Source organism: Amycolatopsis circi (genome assembly GCF_003385235.1).
GTDB classification, from domain to species: domain Bacteria; phylum Actinomycetota; class Actinomycetes; order Mycobacteriales; family Pseudonocardiaceae; genus Amycolatopsis; species Amycolatopsis circi.
The window spans coordinates 66,969-88,019 of sequence record NZ_PQIA01000003.1; the positions used below are offsets into that span (position 1 = coordinate 66,969).

A 21,051-nucleotide genomic window follows, 5' to 3' on the forward strand; every position below is an offset into this window, starting at 1 on the left:
CAGTGGTCCCACCGAGACAGCGGTCAGTCGGAGCGGACCGGGGCGGGGGGCAGATCCGCCAGGCGCGCAAGGGCGCCTCGGTGCGCGCCCGGAGACCCGAGCGCAAGCTGATCGGCCTTGGCCCGCTTCAAATACAGATGCGCCGGATGCTCCCAGGTCATCCCGATTCCAGCGTGCAACTGAACCGCTTCCTCCGCCGCGTGCACCGCCATGTCGCTGCAGTAGGACTGTGCGACTGCCGCTGCGACCGGCACGTCCGGGTCCTCGGCGGCCAGCGTCGCCGCGGCGTAACCGGCGGCCGCCGATCCTGACTCGATCTCGGTGTACAGGTCCGCCAGCCGGTGCTTCAGCGCCTGAAACCCGCCGACGACGCGGCCGAACTGACGCCGCTCCTTCAGATAGGACACAGTCGTCTCCAGGCACCACCGCGAGATTCCGACCTGTTCGGCCGCCAGGAGTGCTGCCCCCGCCGTGAGCGCGTGCCGAATCGCTGGCTCCGCGTCGTCGAGGACCACCGAAGCCGGTGCCCGGTCGAACGTGAGGTCGGCGAGCTGCCGGGTCATGTCCAACGACACCACCGGTTCCGTCGAGACGGCGTCAGCGTCGACCGCGCATACTGCGATGCCGTGCGACGTTGCCACCGGCACCAGGAGCAAGTCCGCTTCGAGCGCTCCGGCGACGCTGGTGACCGTGCCGGTGATGCGGTCGCCGTCCGAGGTCAAGGCCGGGAGGACCTCGTACGGACCCGTCGACCACGGCACGGCCAGCGCGGCAGTGCGGCTTCCGGCCGCCAGCTCGTCGAGCAGCTGCGAACCGGAGTTCAGCAGCACGGTCGTGGCGATCACCGAACTGGTCAGGAAGGGAGCCGGTGCGGCCGCCCGGCCCAATTCCTCGGCTACGACCGCCGCTTCCCGCGCCGACGCGCCGTGCCCGCCGCGAGACTCCGGAACCAGCAGGCCGGCCAGTCCGAGATCGACCGACAGCGTCTTCCACAGGCCGCCGACGACCGTTCGGTCACCGTCGTACAGCGCCGTCACCGCGTGCGGGTCGCACCGGTCCGCGAGCACGTCCCGGACGCTGGCGCGCAGGTCCTCCTCGATCTCCGTAGGGAGCAGATCGAGATCGCTTGCCGGGGTCATCGCGGGATTTCCTTCCAGGGGACGTCTTTGTCGACGCGCGGTTCGCCGGGCAAGCCCAGCACCCGCTCCGCGACGATGTTGCGCAGGATTTCCGAGGTGCCGCCCTCGATTGAGTTGCCCTTGGCGCGCAGGTAGCGGTATCCCGCGTCGCGGCCGGTGAAGTCGACCAGCTTCGGCCGCACCATAGTCCAGTCGGAATAGCGCAGGCCGTCCTCGCCGAGCAGTTCGAGTTCGAGGCCGGACAGCGCTTGGGCGAGCCGCGCGAAGGTCAGCTTCATTGTCGACCCCTCGGGTCCGGGCTGCCCCTGGGCCAGCTTCTGCCGCAGCCGGGCGCCGGTGGCGCGCGCGACGTCGGCCTCCACCCACAGCTTGAGCAGACGGTCGTGCAGCTCGGCCGTCCGTTTCTCGGGATGTTCCCGCCAGGCAGTGGCGACGACGCCGATCATGCCGGACTCGCGCTCGGCGGACTTGCCGATCGAGACGCGCTCGTTGTTCAGCGTCGCGTTGGCGACCTTCCAGCCCTCCCCGACCGCGCCGAGCCGCTGGCTGTCCGGAATCCGCACGTCGGTGAGGAAGACCTCGTTGAACTCGGCCTCGCCGGTCAGCTGCCGCAGCGGGCGGACGTCGACGCCCGGATCGGTCATGTCGCACAGGAAGTACGTGAGCCCGGAATGCTTGCGCTGGTCCGGATCGGTCCGGGCCAGCAGGATCGCGAAGCGCGCGTTGTGCGCGCCGGAGGTCCAGACCTTCTGCCCGTTGACGACCCACCCGTCCCCGTCGCGCACCGCGCGGGTGGAGACGTTCGCCAGGTCGGACCCGGCACCTGGCTCGCTGAACAGCTGGCACCAGATCTCCTCGCCGGTCCACAATGGACGCAAGAAGCGGTCCTTCTGTTCCGTCGTGCCGTAGCTCAGGATCGTCGGCGCCGCCATGCCGAGCCCGATGCCGTTGCGCTCGGGCCGGTTCGTCGGCGCTCCCGCATCGGCGAACCGGCGGTCCACTTCGGACTGCAGCGCTTGCGGCAGCCCCAGACCGCCGTACCCCTCGGGAAAGGCGACCCAGGCCAGCCCGGCATAGAACCGGGCCCGCAGGAACTCGGTGCGCTCAGTGGTCGCCGGGTCGTGCGCGGCGAGGAAACCGGCGACCTTTCCGGCGAGTTCGTCGGGCGTCATTTCGCTTGCCTCCGTTCCGCCTGGCGACGCAGTTCCGCCTTCGCCAGCGCGTTCTTGTGCACCTCGTCCGGCCCGTCGGCGAACCGCAACGTCCGGTTGGCAGAATAGGCGGCGGCCAAGGGAAAGTCCTGCGAGAGCCCGCCCGCGCCGTGGAGCTGGATCGCTTTGTCCAGGATCCACTGCACGGTGGCGGGCGTGGCGATCTTGATCGCCTGGATCTCGGTGTGCGCGCCCCGATTGCCGACGGTGTCCATCAGCCACGCGGTTTTCAGGACGAGCAGCCGCAGCTGCTCCAGCCGCACCCTTGATTCGGCGATCCAGTCGCGGATCACCCCTTGCTCGGCGAGCGGCTTGCCGAACGCGACCCGTTCCGCCGCGCGAGCGCACATCAGCTCGACAGCCCGTTCCGCGACGCCGATCGCCCGCATGCAGTGGTGGATCCGTCCCGGCCCGAGGCGGGCCTGGGCGATGCCGAATCCGTCGCCCTCGCCCGCGATCAGGTTCGCGGCGGGAACCCGCGCGTTCTCGAAGACGAGTTCCGCGTGGCCGCCGTGCTCGTGGTCGTCGTAACCGAACACGTGCATGCCGCGCACGACGGAGAACCCGGGCGTGTCCCGCGGAACCAGGATCATCGACTGCTGCCGGTGCCGTTCGGCGGACGGGTCCGTCTTGCCCATCGCGATGAAGATCCGGCAGTTCGGGTTCATCGCGCCGGTGATCCACCACTTGCGGCCGTTCAAGACGTACTCGTCGCCGTCGCGCCTGATGCTCAGCTCGATGTTCGTCGCGTCCGACGACGCGACCGCGGGCTCGGTCATCGCGAACGCCGACCGGATCTCGCCCGCCAGCAAAGGTTCGAGCCAGCGTTCCTTCTGCTCCGCGGTGCCGAACTGGGTCAGCACTTCCGCGTTGCCGGTGTCCGGCGCCGCGCAGTTCAGCGCCGCGGGTGCCAGATGCCCGCTGCGTCCGGTGATTTCCGCGAGCGGGGCGTACTGCAGGTTGGTGAGACCCGCGCCGTGCTCCCCGGGCAGGAACAGATTCCACAGACCGCGACGACGTGCTTCGGCACGCAGCTCGCGCATGATCGGCGCGCTGTCCCACGCCCAGCGGTCCGGCAGCGCCGCGAGTTCCTCCGGGAACACCGCTTCGGCCGGATAAACGTGGTTGTCCATGAAGTCGAGCAGTTCGGCGCGCAGTTCTTCGGTGCGGGCGTCGTACTGGAATTCCATCAGCGGTACTCCCTCATCGCGTCCAGGCCGCGCTCGAGCAGCGGTTCGACCGACTGACCGACGTCCGCGAAACCGTCGCCGACGGTCTGCCCGTTGACGTACCGGAAATGGATGCCCTCCACGATTCCGGCCAGCTTGAACGACGCCAGGCCGAGGTAGAAGCCGAACCGGGAAAGATCGCGTTCGCTCGCGGCGGCGTACCTCTCGATGATCTCGCGCTCGGACAGAAACCCCGGTGCCGACGCGACATCCACGATCTGGTTCCCGGCCGCGGTCTCGCCGAGGCGGCCGTAGACGAGCATCAGCGCGAGGTCGGTCAACGGGTCGCCGAGAGTTGCCATTTCCCAGTCGATCACTGCCCGCAACCGGTCCTGGTCGTCCACGAGCACGTTGTCGAGCCGGAAATCACCGTGCACGATGCCGGTCGCGGATTCGGCGGGCACCTCGGACAGCAGCGCGATGTACAGCTGGTCGACCCGCGGCAGGTCCCGGGTATGCGAAGCGTCGAACTGCCGCTTCCACCGGTTCACCTGGCGGCAAAGGAATCCGCCCGGACGGCCGAAGTCGGCCAGCCCAGCCTCGAACGGGTCGACGGCGTGCAGCGCGGACAGTGTGTCGACTAACGATTCGGCGATTGCCCGAGTCCTTTGTGGACCCAACGGCGCGATATCCGCCCGGAACCGGTACGGCCGTCCGTCGACCCGTTCCATTACGTAGAACGGTGCGCCGAGCACCGCCTCGTCGCGGCAGAGCGCGAAAGTCCGCGGCACCGGTACGGCCGAGTTCTGGAGGGCGGCCAGGACCCGGTACTCGCGGGCCATGTCGTGCGCGGTGGCCAGCAGGTGACCGACCGGAGGGCGACGGACAATCCACGTGCGGACGCCGTCGCTCACCTCGTAGGTCAGATTCGACTTGCCGCCCGCGATCAATCGCGCCGACAGGTCCGCACCGGCCTCCGGGACCGCGGTCGGCAACCACTCCCCCAACCGGTCGAGATCAAGGTCCGGCAACGACTCCTGCCCCATCACGGCACCACGACCGCGAGCAGGTCGACGACGCAAGCTGGTTTCCCGCCGTCCTCGCGCTCGACGGTCACCCGGGTCGTCACCTGATAGCCCATCGTCTTCGGGGTGACACCGAGAAGTTCGACACCCGCCCGCACCCGGGAGCCGACCGGCACCGGCGAGGGAAAGCGCAGCCGGTCGGCCCCGTAGTTGAGCCCGGCCGAGACGCCGTCGATCCGGTAGACCTGCCAGCTCAGCATCGAAACGAGGCTGAGCGTGAGGAATCCGTGCGCGATGGTCGTGCCGAACGGGCCCGACGCCGCCCGCTGGGGGTCGACGTGAATCCACTGGTGGTCCCCAGTCGCCCCGGCGAAGGCATCGACCTGCTCCTGGCTGATGGAATGCCAGTCCGAGTACCCGAGATGGCTCCCGACCGCCTGTTCCAGCTCCGCGACTCCGTCGAAGGTCTTCACGCCTTCGGCCCGCCCGCCACGTAGAGCACCTGGCCGGAGACGAATCCTGCGCCTTCACTGGCGAAGAAGGAGACCGCGTGCGCGACGTCGGCGGGCAGACCGCCGCGGGCGACCGGGATGTCCTTGACCACGGCGGTCCGGAAGTCGTCGAAGGAGACGCCCATCCGCTCGGCGGTGGCCTTGGTCATCTCCGTCTCGATGAAGCCGGGTGCGATCGCGTTGGCGGTGACGCCGAACTTGCCCAGTTCCAGGGCGAGGGTCTTGGTGAAGCCCTGCAGACCGGCTTTGGCCGCCGCGTAGTTGGCCTGGCCCCGGTTGCCGAGCGCCGAAGTGCTGGACAGGTTCACGATGCGTCCCCAGCCGGCCTTCGTCATGAACCCTTGGACCGCCCGGCTCATCAGGAAGGATCCGCGCAGGTGGACGCCCATCACGGCGTCCCAGTCCGCAGCCGTCATCTTGAACAGCAGATTGTCGCGGAGGATCCCGGCGTTGTTGACCAGCACGGCCGGGTCGCCGAGTTCAGCGGCGACACGGGCGACGGCGGCCTCGACCGCTTCCTCATTGGAGACGTCGACGCCGACAGCGAGCGCGGTGCCGCCTGCTTCGGCGATCCGGGCGACTACGGCCGCGCACGCCGCCTCGTCCAAGTCGAGTACGGCGACCGCGAATCCGTCCGCGGCAAGGCGTTCGGCGACACCGGCACCGATGCCTCGGGCAGCGCCGGTGACGATGGCGGTACGGCGGGTGGTGGTCATGCATGACTCCTGTCGATGGTGGTGGCCGGGTCTCGTGAGTGGCTATGCCGGTTCTAACCGGCGCCGCCACTCACGAGACCCCCGCTATTCGCCCGCGGTGAGGCTGACGCCGCCGTCGATGACGACGGTCTGCCCGGTCATCCAGGCAGCGTCCGGCGAGAGCAGGAACGCGACCGCTCCGCCGATGTCCTCGGTCTCGCCGAGCCGTTTCAACGGATAGGCCCGCGCGGCTTCCTCCTCGCGTCCTTCATAGAGCGCGGTGGCGAACTTCGTCTTCACGACCGCGGGAGCGACCCCGTTGACGCGAATGCCGGGCCCGAGTTCCACCGCGAGCAATTCCGTCAGGGAATTCAGCATCGCTTTGGTGGCCCCATAAAAGCCGATGTTCGGGGCCGTCCGGACGCTGGAGAGCGACGAGACGTTGACGATGGCGCCGCCGTGTTCGCGCATCCAGGAGCGGTACGCGTGCTGCACCCAGGAAACGGCGGCGACGCAGTTGACTTCGACGATCTTGCGCGCCACAGCGAGGTCAAGGTCGACCAGCGGCCCGTAGGCCGGGTTGATCCCGGTGTTGTTGACCAGGAAGTCGACGCTGCCGAAGGTGTCGATCGCCTGCCGGACCGTGTCCGCCTGATGCTCGGCGTCGTCCGCCTTGCCCGCGACCGCCAGTGCCGTTTCCGGGCCGCCGAGGCGCGCGACCGCTTCGTCCAATGCTTCCTGCTTGCGGGCGGTGATGACCACTCGCGCACCGTCGGCGACCAGTCGTTCGGCGACGGCGAGCCCGATGCCGCGGCTGGCCCCGGTGACGATCGCGGTCTTGCCCGCGAACCGGCCGGTCACGACAGCCGCTCCAGCACCATCGCCATGCCCATGCCGCCGCCGACACACATCGACTCGACGCCGAACTGCTTGTCGTGCCACTGCAGGGAGTTGATCAGGGTCGCGGTGATCCGGGCACCGGTCATGCCGAACGGGTGGCCGACGGCGATCGCGCCGCCGTTGACGTTCAGCTTCTCCAGCGGGATGCCCAGCTGCTGCGCCGAACCGAGCGACTGCACGGCGAACGCTTCGTTGATCTCGACCAGATCGATGTCGCTGAGAGCCAGACCGGCGTTCTTCAGCGCCGCCGGGACCGCCTCGACCGGGCCCAGCCCCATGATCTCCGGCGAGAGCGCGGTGACCGCAGTGGAGACGATCCGGGCCAGCGGCGTGAGGCCGAGTTCCTTCGCGCGGGTGTCGCTCATGACCACCAGCGCGGCCGCACCGTCGTTGAGCGGGCACGCATTCCCGGCCGTCACCGTCCCATCCGGACGGAACACCGGCTTGAGCTGACTGACGCCCTCGAGAGTCGTGCCCGGCCGCGGGCCGTCGTCGGCGGTGACGACCGTGCCGTCCGGCGTCGTCACCGGCGTGATCTCGCGAGCCCAGAAGCCCTCTTCGATCCGTTGCACGGCAAGGTTTTGGCTGCGGACGCCGAAGGCGTCCTGTTCCTCGCGGGACATGCCGAGCACCTGGGCGACGTTCTCGGCGGTCTGCCCCATCGCGACGTAGAGGTCCGGCAGCTCCCCGGACTCACGCGGGTTAGTCCACGCTTCCGCACCGCCAGCGGCGCGCTTCTCGGTGCGCGCCTGGGCGTCGGCGAAGGCCGGGCTCTGCGCGTCGGCGATGTCGGCCGTGCCGTTGACGTAGCGGCTGACCGTCTCGACCCCGGCGGAGAGATAGGCGTCGCCTTCCCCGGCTTTGATCGCGTGGAAGGCCATCCGGGTGGTCTGCAGGCTGCTTGAGCAGTAACGGTTCACGGTCACGCCGGGCAGGTGGTCCAATCCGGACAGGACGGCGACCGCCCGGCCCAGGTTGTTGCCGGACTCGCCGGCCGGCTGCCCGCAGCCCAGGATCAGGTCGGCGACGTCGCGCGGGTCCAGCTCGGGCACCTTCCCGAGCACCGCCTGCACCATCTGGACAGCGAGGTCGTCGGGCCGGATCTCCTTGAGCGATCCCTTGCCCGCCCGGCCGATCGGGGAGCGGGCGGTGGCGACGATGACTGCTTCGGGCATGTGCTCTCCTGGTTTGACTAAGCGCTCGCTTATGCCAAGCTAGGCCGCACCGCCGCGCTTCCCGCGGCGCACCCGCGACGTCGCACCCGGCTGGGGGATGCCCCGGCGGCCCGACGAGAGGACCACCCGTGCCGGACACTCCAGAGCACCCCCGAGACACTCGCTCCCTCCTCCACGAAGCGGCGGTGAAAGCGTTCGCGGACAAGGGTTTCCACGGCACCACCACGCGCGACATCGCCGCCGCGGCCGGAAAGAGCCCAGCAGTGCTGTACGTGCACCACAAATCGAAAGAAGAGCTGCTGTACCAAATCTCGAAGGACGGACACGAAACCACGCTCCGCCTCGTCCGGACGGCGATCGCAACCACCGCCGATCCGGCCGAAGCGCTGCACCGGGCCATGCACGACTTCGCCTTGCACCACGCGAGCAGCCCGACGGGCGCGCGCATCGTCAACTACGAACTCGCCGCTCTCGCGCCCGAGCACCTCACCGAGATCCGCGGCATCCGGCGCGCGATCGACGACGAGATGCGCCGGCTTGTCGCCCGCGGTGTCGAGGCGGGCGCGTTCGACGTGCCCGACGTCGACCTCACCGCGGCCGCGATCCTCTCGCTCGGCATCGATCTCGTGCGCTGGTACCGCGACGGCGGCCGCTGGACCCCGGAACAGATCGCCGACCGGTATGCCGGCCTGGCGCTGCGCCTGGCCGGCGGAGCGCCTCGGACCTGATCGCCGGCCCGGCTGCGCATCCCCCGGCCAGGCACTCCTTGAGAGACGAAAGCCCGGCCGCGCATCGGGTCGCCCAGGGTGGACGCCACGCGCCCGGCGATCGAGAAAGAAGGATGACGTGAGCACCTACGCCGTTGTCGACCCCACCAGCGGGAAGACCCTCAAGGAGTACGCCGCGCTGTCGGACGGCGAGCTGGCCGCGAAGCTCGACCGCGCCGAGTCCGCCTACCGCCAGTGGCAGCGTTCGTCGTCGGTCTCCGACCGGGCGGCGCTGCTCGGCAAAGCGGCCGCGCTGTTCGCCGAGCGCCGGGACGAGCTGGCGCTCGTCATCAGCCGGGAAATGGGCAAGCCGACCAACCAGGGCGTCCTGGAAGTCGACTTCGCCGCCGCCATCTTCGAGTACTACGCCGAGCACGCCGCGGAATTCCTCGCCGACGAGCCGGTCCCGCTTCAGTGGGGCGAAGGCACCGCGGTGATCCGGCGGCAGCCCGTCGGCATTCTGCTCGGCGTCATGCCGTGGAACTACCCCTACTACCAGGTCGCCCGCTTCGCCGCGCCGAACCTGATGGCCGGCAACACGATTCTGCTCAAGCACGCGTCCCAGTGCCCGGAGTCGGCGGCCGCGATCGAGCAGCTGTTGCTGGACGCCGGTTTTCCGGCCGGCGCCTACGAGAACGTCTACGCCACCTACGCCCAGATCGACTCGATCATCGCCGACCCCCGGGTCGCCGGAGTGTCGGTCACCGGTTCGGAGAAGGCCGGCGCGCACGTCGCGGCGACCGCCGGTCGGCACCTCAAGAAGGCGGTCCTCGAACTCGGCGGCTCGGACCCGTTCCTCCTGCTGAGCACCGACGATCTCGACACCGCGGTGGAATCCGCGCTGGGCGCCCGGTTCTACGACAACGCGGGCCAAGCGTGCAACGGCGCGAAGCGCTGGATCGTCATGGACGATCTCTACGACGCGTTCCTCGCGAAGGTGACCGCGACGCTGGCCCAGCTCGAACCCGCTTCACCGACCGCCGAGGACACAGTGCTCGGTCCGGTCTCCTCGGTCGGTGCCGCGGAGGGGCTCGAGGAGCAACTGCGCCGCGCCGTCGACGGAGGAGCGCGGGTCGCGTTGGGCGGTACGCGGGACGGGGCTTTCTTCGCTCCCACTGTCCTGGTCGACATCGACGCTGGGAACGCGGCGGCCAAAGAGGAGTTCTTCGGGCCCTTCGCGAATGTGTACCGCGTGCACTCGGAAGAGGAAGCGATCGCGGTCGCGAACGACACTCCGTTCGGGCTCGGCTCCTACGTGTTCAGCACCGATCCGGAGCAGGCGCAGCGGGTCGCGGACCAGCTCGAAGCCGGAATGGTTTACGTCAATCTCGTCGGAGCCGAGGAACCCGGCCTGCCGTTCGGCGGCGTGAAGCTGTCCGGGTTCGGGCGCGAACTCGGCCGGCTCGGCGCGGAAGAGTTCGTCAATCGCAAGCTCATCCGGACCGCGGGCTGAAGAACCGGTTGAAACACAGCACCGCCGCTGCTCGTTCGCCGGGCAGCGGCGGTGTTGCGTGCGTCAGCCGACCCGCGGGCCGAGCCGGACCGGCAATGCCTTGACCTGATTGACGAAGAACGACTCGGCGTGCGGCGCGTCGCCGACGATCTCCATCTCCGGGTAGCGTTTCAGCGTCTCCTCGAGCATCAGCCGCAGTTCCAGTCGCGCCAACGCGTTGCCGAGGCAGAAATGCCTGCCTCCGGCCCCGAACGCCTGGTGCTCCGGGTTCCGGGTCACGTCGAAGCGATCCGGGTCCTCGTAACGGTCTTCGTCGCGGTTCGACGACGGATACCACATCACGACTTTGTCGTTTTCTTTAATCAGCTGGCCGCGGATCTCGACGTCTTTCGTCGCGGTGCGGCGCATCATCGAGAACGCTGGGAACATCCGCAACGCCTCCTCGACCACGCTCGGGACGAGAGACGGATCGTCGAGCACTTTCCGGCGTTCGCCAGGGTTTTCGATCAGCGCCTTGACCGCGCTCACGTACGTCGCCATCGTGCTGTCGTTGCCCGCCCCGATCAGCAGCAACGTGCCGTACATGATCTCCTCGGCCGAAAGCGTCTCGCCCTCGATCTCCGCGTGGACGAGGACGCTGATCAGATCGTCCGTCGGATGCGCCCGGCGCGCCTCGATCATCTCGGAGACCTCCGACATCAGCGTCGGCAGCAGCTCGTTGACGTATGCGTCGATCCCGCCGGGGTTCAGGTCCGGGTCGTCGCGCCCCATGTACCGCTTCATGTAACCGGCCCACTTGACATCCTCGGATTCAGGAATGCCGAGGAGCCGGTGGATCACCCGCGCCACGATCGGCTGGGAAACCGCGCTCACCAGGTCGCAGGTCTCCTCGCCGTCGAGGCGGTCGAGCACGGACACGACGATCGCCCGGATCCATTCCTCGTGTTCGGCGATCTTCTGCGCGGTGAAGCCCTTGAGGAAAAGCTGCTTGATCCGGTCGTGCTTGGGCGGGTCCATGCCGATGAACTCGGCCCGCGCGAACTCCAGCGGGATCTGGTGGTTGGTGATGTCGATCCCTTGGCGCTCCGAGGAGAACGTCTTCCAGTCCCGGCTCACCGCGGCGATGTCGTCCGCCTTGGTCAGCGACCAGAAACCCTCTTCCTCGGGCAGGACCGGGATGTCCGGCGACCAGTGCACCGGGCACTTCGCCCGGAGGTCGGCGAAGGTCCCGTGCGGGGGACCGTCTGTCCACAAGCCGAATTCGGCCAGGGTCAGGTTTTCCGGAATTCCGTCCGTGCCCATGGGTTTCTCCAGTTCCGTCGATGCCGGTCAAGTCGCGACGGCGTCCGCCCAGGACACGCCGTCCAGAATGGCCCGCTTGCCGAGCGCCAGCTGACGCGGCGCGTTCACGCAGAGCACCCCGCGGAGCCGGTCGCCGCGCCCGAACATCGCGACGAGCGACTTCTCGTCCGCCTTCGTGATTTTCACCTGGTCGTCGCCGCTGACGTGGCCCACGAACTTGACCTTGGCCTCGAACTGGTCCGACCAGAAGTACGGGACCGGGGCGAACGGCTCGCTCTCGCCGAGCAGTGTCCGGGCCGCGTGCGCGCCCTGCTCGACGGCGTTCAGCCACTGCTCGACCCGCATCGTCTCGCCGAACAGCCGGTTCGGCCACTGCACGAGGTCGCCGGCCGCCACCACGTCCGGTGCGGTCGTCCTCAGCGTCTCGTCGCAGACCACGCCGTTCTCGACTTCGACGCCGCTGCCGTCGAGCCAGCCGGTTGCCGGCTGGACGCCGACACCCGCGACGATGAGGTCGGCCGCCAGCACCGTGCCGTCGGCCAGGCGGACCCGGTTCCCGTTCGGCGCGCTCTCGATCCGTTCGATTCCGGTGCCGCAGTGCAGGTTCACCCCGTGCCCGACATGGTGGTCCTGGAACCAGCGGCCGAGTTCCGCGCCGAGCACCCGGGTCAGCGGGACCGGCGCGATCTCCACGACCGAAACGTCCAGCCCCATCTTCCGGGCCGTGGCGGCGACTTCCAGCCCGATGAAGCCGGCACCGATCACCACCAGATGACGGCCCGGCAGCAGGTGCTCGTGCAGTCTCAGCGAATCCGACAACGATCGCACCTCGTGGACGCCCGGCACGCCTTCGAGGACCGGCAGCGGCCGGGTCCGGGATCCGGTGGCGACGACCAAGCCGTCGTAAGACAGCTCCCGGCCGCCTTCGAGGAACACCGTTTTCCCGGCAGCGTCAAGGCCGACCGCCGCCGCGCCGAGCGAGACGCCGACGGCGTTCTCCTCATACCAGCTGGGCTCTTTGATCAGCAGGGCCGCGTGCTGCTGTCCCTCGCGCAATGCGTCCTTGGACAGCGGAGGACGGTCGTACGGCAGCACGTTCTCGGCGCTCACCAGCGTGATCTCGCCCTCGTGCCCGGCGCGCCGGAGCCCGTCGGCGGCGTTCACCGCCGCCACCGAGCCGCCGACCACGACGATGCGGTCCATCGCCGTCAGCCCTTCCCCAACGTGATGACGCCCTCGGGGCAAGACCGCACCGCGCGTTCAGCCTCGTCGAGGCGGTCGTCGGACGGGTGCGGTTCCAGAAGGACGGCCTGGCCGGATTCGTCGTCGATGTCGAAGAGATCCGGGCATTCCATCATGCAGCAAGCACAGCCCGTGCATCCTTCGAGGTCGATCGTGAGCGTCAGCGCCATGATGTGCTCTCCTTGCGTTCCGGCGGACCTGGCCGGAAAGTGTGGAGCGTTCCCGGCGGGCGCCCGCGCCCGCGCGGGCAAAGAATGCCCGACCGGGGGTGTCCGTGCGCTCGGACCAGGCTCCGCTCATCCCCCACCCGGGCACGAGCACGCGCGACGGCCGCCAAGCAACCGGGACCGCTGCCTAGATTCCCGGACGCCGCGGGCGCGCCGCCGGCCGCGCCGGACTCCCCCGAACAAGCTGAGGTTCCATGCACCGCACTGTGTTTGACGAAGACCACGAGTCCTTCCGCAAGACGCTGAGAGCCTTCCTGCAAGCGGAAGTCGTCCCGCATTACGACGAGTGGTTCGCGGCCGGCGGGGTCCCCCGCCAGCTGTACCGGGACCTGGGCGAACTCGGCCTGTTCGGCATCTCGGTGCCGGAGGAGCACGGCGGCGCCGGACTGACGACGCACAAGTTCACCGCGATCGAATACGAGGAGATCGCCCGGGTCGGGGTCCTGCTCGGCGGCTCCAGCTGTCACGTTCTGCTGGCCCTTCCGTACTTGAAGCTGCTCGGCACCGACGAACAGCTTCAGCGGTACCTGCCGGGGTTCGTCACCGGCGAGCAGATGTGGGCGCTCGCCATGACCGAACCCGGCACCGGCTCCGACCTGAGCGGCATCCGCACCACCGCCAAGCTCTCCGCAGACGGCACGCATTACGTCCTCAACGGGGCCAAGACGTTCATCACCGGCGGCGTCAACGCCGACCGCGTGATTGTCGCCGCCCGCACCAGCCCGCCCCGCGAGGACGACCGCCGGTTCGGCCTCTCCCTGTTCGCCGTCGACACGTCGCTGCCCGGATACCAGGTCGGACGCAAGCTGGACAAGCTGGGGCTGCGCACTTCCGACTCCGCCGAACTCGCGTTCACCGACGTCCGCGTTCCCGCCGAGGACCTCCTGGGCGAGGAGGACAAGGGATTCTCCTACCTCGGGCACAATCTCGCCTCGGAGCGCTGGGGCATCGCGCACGGCGCGTACGCCCAGGCGAAGGCGGCCGTCGCGCTCGCCCAGTCCTACACCGCGGACCGGAAGGTCTTCGGCAAACCCGTCGCGACGTTCCAGAACACGAAGTTCGAGCTGGCCGCGTGCAAGGCGGAGGTCGACGCGGCGGAAGCGGTCACCGACCGCGCGCTGGAGGCGCTCGACGCGGGCGAACTGAGCCCGGCAGAGGCGGCTTCGGCCAAGCTGTTCTGCACGGAGGTCGCCGATCGCGTGATCGACCGCTGCCTGCAGTTGCACGGCGGTTACGGCTACATCAACGAGTACCCGATCGCCCGGCTTTACGCGGACAGCCGGGTCAACCGGCTCTACGGCGGCACGTCCGAGGTGATGAAGCTGATCATCGCCCACGACATGGGTCTCTGACCCCCGTCTCTTCTCCAGGAAGACCGCCGCGGCGCCAAGCCGCGGCGGTCTTCCTGTTCTGCCGGGTCAGGTCACGATTCCAGGCTCTGCAAGGTTTTCCGGGCCGCGCGCTGCCCCGACGCCGCCGCGGCCGCCAGCGAGGGATCGCCGAGGTAGTCGCCCGCGAACCAGATCGGACCGACCGGCACTCGCAGAGTTTTCTGCGACGCGTCCCGCTTGCCCGGCTTCCAGTAGGAGACCACCCGCGGCTGCCGCTTGACTACCACGCGGTCGATCTCGCCGTCGAGTTCCGGGAACAACCGGACCAGGTCGCGGAGGAACGCATCCTCGATTTCCTCGTCGGAGAGCCGGGAGAGCGCATCGGCGGCGGCCCCTCCGGACAGCAGAACCAGCGCACCGCCCGGCTTCCGCGGACCTTCGACGCGCTGCGGCGCCGCGTGATTGAACACCATCTGGAAGGACAGCTCCGGCGTCGAGATGCCGTAGTAGTCGTCCCATCGCTGTGAACCCTGTTCCTTGGTGAAGACGCCGGCGAGGACATACCGGCCGTACTCGATGTCGGACAACGCCGCGCGGTAAGCGTCCGGCAGGTCAGGCATGACCGCGAGGGCGCAGTCGGCCGGAGTCGCCACGATCGCGCGCTTGGCCGTCAACCGCACCGCACCGTCCTCGTCGGCGTACTCGACGGTCACGCTGCTGTCGGTCCAGGTGAGTTTCCGTACCTCGGACCCGAGCCGCAGCCGGTCGCCGAGGTCTTTCGCGAGCGCGTCGGTGAAGGTCTGGTTCCCGCCGACGGGCAGCGCGAAGTTCGGCACTTTCGCCGCCTTCTCCAACGCGGTTCCGATGGAGATCGCGAGCTGGGTCGCCGCGGTTTCCTCCGGCTCGCAGCCGATCCACTGCCCGGACCACGCGCTGAAGAGCGCGGTCATCTCGCGCGACCGGACGCCCGCCATCAGCGCCTCCGCACCGGTTCGCGATTCGAGGCGGGTCCGCATCGCACGGGCGGCCTCGGCGTTCTTCCCGAAGAGCCGGGCGTAGGCGTACTTGATGCGCAAGCCGACCCGCGCCAGCTCCACCTTGGCGGCCAACGGCATCCGGGAGCGCAGGAGAAGCAGCGGCGGGCTGTCCGTGGTCACCATGCGGCCTTTGAGGTACAGCGCCGCCTTGCGGCCGGCGAGCGAGCCCCGCTCGATCCGGTAGCGGTCCATCACCTCGAACAACGGCCCGGCGCCTTCGGTGAACTGGGTCCCGATGTTGAGCCAGTAGTCCCCGTGCCGGACGGATTCCACGCGGCCGCCGGGCCGGTCCGCGGATTCGAGCACGACGACGTCCGTCGATTCCGCCAGTGTCGACCCGGCTACCAGCCCGGCCGCGCCGGCGCCGATGACAACGACTTCACACTGCTGTTCACGCACGTTTTTGTCCCTCTGCACCGGGCGATCGTGCGTGCGGCGGCCGCTGCGCGGAGCCGGCCCGGCGACACTGGGCCCGGCTGGGGGATGACACGGTGCTCCCCCAGCCGGGCACCGCTTGGGCAGCAGCACGTCCCTGCGCGCGATTCGCGCGGTTTGCTGCCGTCCGGGCCGATGCGCCGCGCACTGCCGAGAAACATCGCTGGGAAGGAATTCCGCTGTGGGTGAAGCCACCGTTTTCGCCGTGCTGAAGGAGCAGGCCGAGCAGGCCCCGGACGCTCCGGTTCTGCTGATCGACGGCGAGGAATGCTCGCGAGCGGATCTGTTCGGGTCGGTCACGGCGATCGCCGCCGGCCTGCGCGCGCTCGGTCTCGACCGGGGAGACCGCGGCCTGATCGTGTCGGACAACCGGCTCGAGACGGTGGTCGCCTGGCTCGGGGTGGACTGTGCCGGGATGATCGACGTCCCGGTCAACCCGGAAGCGCGCGGCGCGTTCCTGGAGTATCTCGTCCGCGACTGCGGCCCGCGGGTGGTCATCGGGCTTCCGGCCTATCTGCGCGCAGTCGCCGCGGTCGTTCCGGAGCCCCCGGAGTTCGCGGTCCTCATCGATCCCGACGACGGCGAGCTGCCGTTCGGGCCCGGCACCCGGCACCTGACCTTCGACGAGCTTCGGGAGCTGGGCCGCGGCGGCGCGGTCGTGCCACCGCTCGAAAGCGACATCGCGACGATGATCTACACGTCCGGCACGACGGGTCCGTCCAAGGGCGTGCTGCTTCCCCACGCCTACCAGATCACGTGGGCCCGCCGCGGAGCCACCGGTCTCGGCATGCAAGCGGGGCAGACGACCTACACGCCGGAACCGTTGTTCCACTCCGACGCCCGCTCCTACGTCCTCGGCGCCTTGCTCACCGGCGGACGGCTGGCTCTCGGCAAGCGGTTCAGCGTGAGCCGGTTCTGGGACGAGGTGCGCGCGGCCGACGCGTCGTGTTTCGGCTACCTCGGCACGATGCTCTCGATGCTGTACTCCGCCGAGCCCAGCGCCGCCGACCGCGACCACCCTGCCGTCATCGGGACCGGTGGCGGAGCCCCCGCGGCGCTCCAGAACGCGTTCGAAGAACGGTTCGGCGTCCGGCTGATCGAGATGTACGGCATGACCGAAGCGCTGTGCATCGCCCAGAACACGCCGGCGCACAACCGGATCGGCTCGGTGGGACGGCCGACCCCCGACCTGGAGGTGCGACTGGTCGACAGCCAGGACCAGCCGGTGCCCGAGGGCGAGGTCGGCGAGCTGATCCTGCGGCCCCGCGAACCGCACACCGTCATGGCCGGCTACTGGAACAAGCCGGAGGCGACGGTCGCCGCCTGGCGGAACCTGTGGTTCCACACCGGCGACCGGATGCGCGCCGACGAGGACGGCTTCCTCTACTACATCGGACGGCTCAAGGACTCCATCCGCCGGCGCGGCGAGAACGTGTCGGCCTGGGAGGTCGAGTGCGCCGCCAACAAGCACGAGGACGTGCGCGAGGCAGCGGCGATCGGAGTGCCCTCGGACCTCGGAGAGGAGGACGTCGCGCTTCTGGTCGTCGAGCACGAAGGCGGGCAATGCGATCCGGCGGCGCTGCGCGACTTCCTCGCCGCCGACCTTCCCAAGCACGCCGTCCCGCGCTTCATCGAGATCGTGGACGAGCTGCCGAAGACGCCGACCCAGCGCGTGAACAAGGACCAGGTCCGCGCGCGCGGCGTCACCGGGGCGGCGTGGGACGGCGAAAAGGTCTGACGGGGCCTCCCCCAACCGGGCCGAGACCTAGCCGGTCCCCGCTGGCGCCGGGTCCCTGGATCTACGTTCGCGCGCATCAGCGTTAGCTACGTCACTGCGGAGGAACGATGAGCACACTCGACGACCCCGGCTTCACAGTCGCCGACCCGCAGCTGTGGGCCGCCGGCCCGCCGCACGAGGTTTTCGCCGAAATGCGCGGCAAATGCCCGGTGCACCACTCGGCCGGCATCGCCGGGATGCCCGAGGCGGCCGGTTTCTGGTCGGTCACCAAAGCCGACGACGTCGCGCGCGTCAGCCGCGACTGGAAGACGTTCTCCTCCCACCGGGAGGGAGCGGTCGACCTGACCTGGCACGGCATGCCCGAGGACCTGGTCGAACTGGCCAAGACGGACATGATCAACCTCGACCCGCCCCGGCACGACCGGCTCAAGCAGCTGTTCCTCGAGGGCTTCACCCGCGACCGCATCGCGGCGGAGGAGGACCGGGTCGTCGAGGCGGTCAAGAACGTGCTCGACCGCCTCGACGGCAAAGACTCCTGCGACCTGGTCAACGACGTGTCGAAGCCGATCGTCGCCCGCGTCATCCACGGGTTCATGGGCATTCCCGAAGAGGACGACGCCCGCTGGATCCACAACATCAGCCGCTACATCGCCCTCGAGGACCCGCATTTCAACCCCGGCGGGCTCGAGGAGTGGCTGACCGTCTTCATCCCCGACCTGATCGGGCAGTGCGTGGCGCTGGTCGAGGACCGCAAGGCCAACCCGGGCGACGACCTCATCAGCATCCTGGTCGGCGCGGAGGTCGAAGGGGACAAGCTCACCGACGACGAGATCATCGCGGGCATGCTGCTGCTGTTCGCCGCGGGCAACGACAGCACGATGGCGACCTACACCAGCGCGATGATCGCGCTGATGGAGAACCCGGACGAACGCCGGAAGGTCCTCGCCGACCCGTCGCTGGTGCCGAACGTGGTCGAGGAGGCGCTGCGGATGTTCCCGGCGTTCGCGCTGATGCGCCGCACCGCGACCAAGGACGTCGAACTCGGCGGCGCGCAGATCAAGGAAGGCGACTCGGTCGTCATGTGGTACCCGTCGGCGAACCGCGACGAAGACCGTTACGAGGACCCGGATCGCTTCGACGTGACCCGGAACCCGGAACACCTGGCTTTCGGGGCCGGCGGCCGGCATTTCTGCCTCGGCAACGCACTGGCCCGGCTCGAACTGCGGGTGATGATCGAAGAAACCCTCAAGCGCTACCCCGAAATGGAGATCGCCGGGGACGCGCCGTTCACCGCGTCGTTTTTCGCCAACCAGCGTCAATCGCTCCCGGTACGCCTCGGTCCCCGCAAGGCCTGACCCGTCCGCCGCACCGAAAGAACACGGAGAATCCATGACTGACACCTCTTCAACGACGAAGACCTACGACGTGGCCGTCCTCGGCTGCGGGCTGCTGGGCTCCGCCCTCGCCCGCAACTTCGCCGCCAAGGGCCACCGGACCGCCGCCTGGAACCGCACCCCGGCCAAGGCCGAAGCACTCGAAGCCGACGGCGTGCGCGCCGTGGCGGACATCGGCGAAATCGTCCGGTCCTCGAAACTCGTAGTGGCTGTCACCTCCACCTACGCGACCACTGGCGAAGCCATCGCGGCTGCCTCCGACTGGACCGGGACCACCTTCGTCAACGTAGGCACCGGCACTCCCGCTGACGCCGAGGAGCTGAAGGCGTGGGCCGACGCCCGCGGCATTCGCTACCTCGACGGCGCGGTGCTCTGCTACCCGCAGCAGGTCGGCACCGACGAGGGCATGGTCCTCTACTCGGGCTCGGCCGAGGCATGGGCCGAGCACGAGCAAACCCTGACCGCACCCGGGCCGTACTCCATGTTCGTCTCGGACAACGTGAAGGCGGCGAGCGTCCTCGACGCCGCGATCATCGGCGGGTTCTACTCCGCTGCGCTCAGCGCGTACGTCGAAGCATCCACCTACGCGCTCGACCAAGGCGTCGACCCGGAGACGCTCAACGCGATCAGCGAGCTGGCGTTCCAGACCCTGGCCGGTACCGCCAAGGAAGCGGTGGCAGCCATCGCGAGCGGCCAGCACGAGACCGAGACGGCCACGCTCAGCGTCTATGCCGAAGGCTGCCGCGCCACGGTCGGCGCCATGCAGTCGGCGGGCCACAAGGCCCGGCTGCTCGCCGCGGCCGTGGAAAACCTCACCGAGGCCGAAAAAGCCGGTCTGGGCAGTCTCGGGTTCTTCGCCTCGACGAAGGTCGCCCGCGTCAGTTCCTGACCCCGAATGCCCGCTTGCTCAAGTCCGTGAGGGGAACCCTGACGGAATCAGAGTCCCTCAGGGTTCCCCTCACGGACGGCAAACCCCGCGGCCGCGGCTCCCCCGTCCGGGCATTCCCCGCCAGGACGGGGCGGAGAGCGGGCACGACCGGCCTAGATTCGCCGTCCCCCACGAACGAGCCAATCCGAGGAAACGCGATGAAAACCACTGCCGCGGTGCTGACCGAGGTCGGCAAGCCCTTCGAAATCGTCGAACTCGACCTGACCGGCCCGAAGGAGGGCGAGGTTCTCGTCCGGTACGCCGCCGCGGGCCTGTGCCATTCCGATCTCCATTTGCTCAAGGGCGATTTCCCGTCCCGGCTGCCGATCGTCGGCGGCCACGAAGGCGCGGGCGTCGTCGAGGAGGTCGGCGCGGGCGTCACCAAGGTCAAGCCGGGCGATCACGTGCTGGCGAGTTTCATCCCGAGCTGCGGCGAATGCCGATGGTGCCGCAGCGGCAAGCAGAACCTGTGCGATCTCGGGGAAAACCTGCTCGACGGGCAGCTGCCGGACGGCACCTTCCGGTTCAAGCTGAACGGAGAGGACGCCGGCGGCATGTGCTCGGTCGGCAGTTTTTCGCAGTACGGCACGCTTTCCCAGCATTCCGTGATCAAGATCGACGCTGCCCTCCCGCTCGACCGCGCAGTGCTCACCTCCTGCGGCGTCCCGACCGGCTGGGGCACCGCGGTCAACGTGGCGGGCGTCCGCCCGGGCGACACGACGGTGATCTACGGCGCGGGCGGAGTCGGCGTGAACGCGGTCCAGGGCGCGGCCGCGGCCGGCGCGAAGTACGTCGTTGTCGTGGATCCGGTCGAGTTCAAGCGCGAAACCGCGCTGAAGCTGGGCGCGACGCACGCGTTCGCGGACGCGGACCAGGCGCTGGAGTCGGTGTGGGAGATGACCCACGGCCAGGGCGCCGAGTCGGCCATGGTCATCGTCGGCGACGTCAGCCCGGAGGTCGTCACGGCCGCTTTCACCGTCGTGGGCAAGGGCGGCACTGTCGCGGTCACGGCCATGGGCCCGTGGGACGACCTGAGCATCCAGCTCCCCGCCGCGCAGCTGGCGATGTTCCAGAAGACGGTCAAGGGCTGCATCTTCGGCCAGTTCAACCCGCAATCCGACGTCCCGCGGCTGCTGGGCCTCTACGAGACCGGCAAGCTCAAACTGGACGAGCTGGTCACCCGGGAATACCGCCTCGAAGAGGTCAACCAGGGTTACGACGACCTCCTCGCCGGCGAGCTGATCCGCGGCGTGGTGACCTTCTAGCCGGGACGGCAGCGGCGAAACGACATGCCGGGCAAGGAAAAGTCCGCTCGCGTGCCGTTCGCCGCTGCTCCCCCAGCCGGGCACACTGCGTCCGTCGCGACCGCTC

Annotated in this window: 19 protein-coding genes; 7 read left to right on the plus strand and 12 right to left on the minus strand. The window is 69.0% G+C overall.

The window, feature by feature from the left end; genetic code table 11:
• Window positions 1-23: 23 nt before the first annotated feature.
• From D0D37_RS01250 to D0D37_RS01285, 8 genes are all read right to left on the minus strand, one after another.
• On the minus strand, window positions 24-1,139 hold the full coding sequence (locus D0D37_RS01250; RefSeq protein WP_116198617.1) for an acyl-CoA dehydrogenase family protein: 1,116 nt from the start codon (window positions 1,137-1,139) through the stop codon (window positions 24-26).
• On the minus strand, window positions 1,136-2,311 hold the full coding sequence (locus tag D0D37_RS01255; RefSeq protein ID WP_116198618.1) for an acyl-CoA dehydrogenase family protein: 1,176 nt from the start codon (window positions 2,309-2,311) through the stop codon (window positions 1,136-1,138). Before D0D37_RS01255 ends, D0D37_RS01250 begins: the two co-directional genes overlap by 4 nt.
• A complete protein-coding gene (locus D0D37_RS01260; protein ID WP_116198619.1) occupies window positions 2,308-3,540 on the minus strand; it encodes an acyl-CoA dehydrogenase family protein in 1,233 nt (410 codons plus the stop codon). The genes D0D37_RS01255 and D0D37_RS01260 overlap by 4 nt, the downstream gene beginning before the upstream one ends.
• Entirely contained in the window at window positions 3,540-4,565 is a 1,026-nt protein-coding gene (locus tag D0D37_RS01265) for a phosphotransferase family protein (protein ID WP_116198620.1), read from the minus strand. Before D0D37_RS01265 ends, D0D37_RS01260 begins: the two co-directional genes overlap by 1 nt.
• On the minus strand, window positions 4,565-5,017 hold the full coding sequence (locus D0D37_RS01270) for a MaoC family dehydratase (RefSeq protein WP_116198621.1): 453 nt from the start codon (window positions 5,015-5,017) through the stop codon (window positions 4,565-4,567). The genes D0D37_RS01265 and D0D37_RS01270 overlap by 1 nt, the downstream gene beginning before the upstream one ends.
• Window positions 5,014-5,772 carry an SDR family oxidoreductase gene (locus D0D37_RS01275; protein WP_116198622.1) on the minus strand — a complete coding sequence of 253 codons (759 nt, stop codon included), beginning with the start codon at window positions 5,770-5,772 and terminating at the stop codon, window positions 5,014-5,016. The genes D0D37_RS01270 and D0D37_RS01275 overlap by 4 nt, the downstream gene beginning before the upstream one ends.
• 84 nt (window positions 5,773-5,856) lie before the next feature.
• A complete protein-coding gene (locus tag D0D37_RS01280) occupies window positions 5,857-6,612 on the minus strand; it encodes an SDR family oxidoreductase (protein ID WP_116198623.1) in 756 nt (251 codons plus the stop codon).
• The gene (locus D0D37_RS01285; protein ID WP_116198624.1) at window positions 6,609-7,826 is read right to left on the minus strand and encodes an acetyl-CoA C-acetyltransferase; all 1,218 of its coding nucleotides are present in this window, start codon (window positions 7,824-7,826) and stop codon (window positions 6,609-6,611) included. The genes D0D37_RS01280 and D0D37_RS01285 overlap by 4 nt, the downstream gene beginning before the upstream one ends.
• Window positions 7,827-8,011: 185 nt before the next feature.
• Between D0D37_RS01285 and D0D37_RS01290 the strand changes: the two genes are divergently transcribed.
• Together D0D37_RS01290 and D0D37_RS01295 are read left to right on the plus strand one after the other, a co-directional pair.
• Complete coding sequence (locus tag D0D37_RS01290; RefSeq protein WP_244223335.1) at window positions 8,012-8,554, plus strand: TetR/AcrR family transcriptional regulator; 543 nt, start codon at window positions 8,012-8,014, stop codon at window positions 8,552-8,554.
• A gap of 118 nt (window positions 8,555-8,672) precedes the next feature.
• Window positions 8,673-10,046, plus strand: coding sequence for an NAD-dependent succinate-semialdehyde dehydrogenase (locus D0D37_RS01295; protein WP_116198626.1), 1,374 nt, complete (start codon window positions 8,673-8,675; stop codon window positions 10,044-10,046).
• Window positions 10,047-10,109: 63 nt separating this feature from the next.
• On the opposite strand, the gene D0D37_RS01300 is transcribed toward D0D37_RS01295, so the two are convergent.
• The 3 genes from D0D37_RS01300 to D0D37_RS01310 are packed head-to-tail and all read right to left on the minus strand — an operon-like array spanning window position 10,110 to window position 12,760.
• Complete coding sequence (locus D0D37_RS01300; protein WP_116198627.1) at window positions 10,110-11,348, minus strand: cytochrome P450; 1,239 nt, start codon at window positions 11,346-11,348, stop codon at window positions 10,110-10,112.
• A 27-nt stretch (window positions 11,349-11,375) separates the two neighbouring features.
• Window positions 11,376-12,551, minus strand: coding sequence for an NAD(P)/FAD-dependent oxidoreductase (locus D0D37_RS01305; protein WP_116198628.1), 1,176 nt, complete (start codon window positions 12,549-12,551; stop codon window positions 11,376-11,378).
• Between the two features lie 5 nt (window positions 12,552-12,556).
• On the minus strand, window positions 12,557-12,760 hold the full coding sequence (locus tag D0D37_RS01310; protein ID WP_116198629.1) for a ferredoxin: 204 nt from the start codon (window positions 12,758-12,760) through the stop codon (window positions 12,557-12,559).
• Between the two features lie 251 nt (window positions 12,761-13,011).
• On the opposite strand from D0D37_RS01310, the gene D0D37_RS01315 reads away from it, so the two are divergent.
• Complete coding sequence (locus D0D37_RS01315; protein WP_116198630.1) at window positions 13,012-14,169, plus strand: acyl-CoA dehydrogenase family protein; 1,158 nt, start codon at window positions 13,012-13,014, stop codon at window positions 14,167-14,169.
• 71 nt (window positions 14,170-14,240) lie between these two features.
• Here the strand turns inward: D0D37_RS01315 and D0D37_RS01320 are convergent, their stop codons facing one another.
• Entirely contained in the window at window positions 14,241-15,584 is a 1,344-nt protein-coding gene (locus tag D0D37_RS01320) for a flavin monoamine oxidase family protein (protein WP_116198653.1), read from the minus strand.
• Between the two features lie 217 nt (window positions 15,585-15,801).
• On the opposite strand from D0D37_RS01320, the gene D0D37_RS01325 reads away from it, so the two are divergent.
• The 4 genes from D0D37_RS01325 to D0D37_RS01340 all read left to right on the plus strand — a co-directional run bounded on the left by D0D37_RS01325 (window position 15,802) and on the right by D0D37_RS01340 (window position 20,945).
• Window positions 15,802-17,358, plus strand: coding sequence for an AMP-binding protein (locus D0D37_RS01325; protein ID WP_162834035.1), 1,557 nt, complete (start codon window positions 15,802-15,804; stop codon window positions 17,356-17,358).
• A gap of 107 nt (window positions 17,359-17,465) precedes the next feature.
• Window positions 17,466-18,713: a cytochrome P450 gene (locus D0D37_RS01330; protein WP_116198632.1), complete on the plus strand. Its 1,248-nt coding sequence runs from the start codon at window positions 17,466-17,468 to the stop codon at window positions 18,711-18,713.
• Window positions 18,714-18,747: 34 nt separating this feature from the next.
• Window positions 18,748-19,641 (plus strand): NAD(P)-dependent oxidoreductase, encoded by an 894-nt coding sequence (locus tag D0D37_RS01335; RefSeq protein ID WP_116198633.1) that lies wholly within the window; start codon window positions 18,748-18,750, stop codon window positions 19,639-19,641.
• Between the two features lie 197 nt (window positions 19,642-19,838).
• Window positions 19,839-20,945, plus strand: a complete 1,107-nt coding sequence (locus D0D37_RS01340; protein WP_116198634.1) for an NDMA-dependent alcohol dehydrogenase — start codon at window positions 19,839-19,841, stop codon at window positions 20,943-20,945.
• The last annotated feature ends 106 nt before the right edge of the window (window positions 20,946-21,051 follow it).

Coding starts and splice junctions, on each gene's coding strand:
- D0D37_RS01250 (WP_116198617.1), bottom strand. CDS start 1,139: ATGACCCCGGCAAGCGATCTCGATCTGCTCCCTACGGAGATCGAGGAG.
- D0D37_RS01255 (WP_116198618.1), bottom strand. CDS start 2,311: ATGACGCCCGACGAACTCGCCGGAAAGGTCGCCGGTTTCCTCGCCGCG.
- D0D37_RS01260 (WP_116198619.1), bottom strand. CDS start 3,540: ATGGAATTCCAGTACGACGCCCGCACCGAAGAACTGCGCGCCGAACTG.
- D0D37_RS01265 (WP_116198620.1), bottom strand. CDS start 4,565: ATGGGGCAGGAGTCGTTGCCGGACCTTGATCTCGACCGGTTGGGGGAG.
- D0D37_RS01275 (WP_116198622.1), bottom strand. CDS start 5,772: ATGACCACCACCCGCCGTACCGCCATCGTCACCGGCGCTGCCCGAGGC.
- D0D37_RS01285 (WP_116198624.1), bottom strand. CDS start 7,826: ATGCCCGAAGCAGTCATCGTCGCCACCGCCCGCTCCCCGATCGGCCGG.
- D0D37_RS01300 (WP_116198627.1), bottom strand. CDS start 11,348: ATGGGCACGGACGGAATTCCGGAAAACCTGACCCTGGCCGAATTCGGC.
- D0D37_RS01305 (WP_116198628.1), bottom strand. CDS start 12,551: ATGGACCGCATCGTCGTGGTCGGCGGCTCGGTGGCGGCGGTGAACGCC.
- D0D37_RS01310 (WP_116198629.1), bottom strand. CDS start 12,760: ATGGCGCTGACGCTCACGATCGACCTCGAAGGATGCACGGGCTGTGCT.
- D0D37_RS01315 (WP_116198630.1), top strand. CDS start 13,012: ATGCACCGCACTGTGTTTGACGAAGACCACGAGTCCTTCCGCAAGACG.
- D0D37_RS01330 (WP_116198632.1), top strand. CDS start 17,466: ATGAGCACACTCGACGACCCCGGCTTCACAGTCGCCGACCCGCAGCTG.
- D0D37_RS01335 (WP_116198633.1), top strand. CDS start 18,748: ATGACTGACACCTCTTCAACGACGAAGACCTACGACGTGGCCGTCCTC.
- D0D37_RS01340 (WP_116198634.1), top strand. CDS start 19,839: ATGAAAACCACTGCCGCGGTGCTGACCGAGGTCGGCAAGCCCTTCGAA.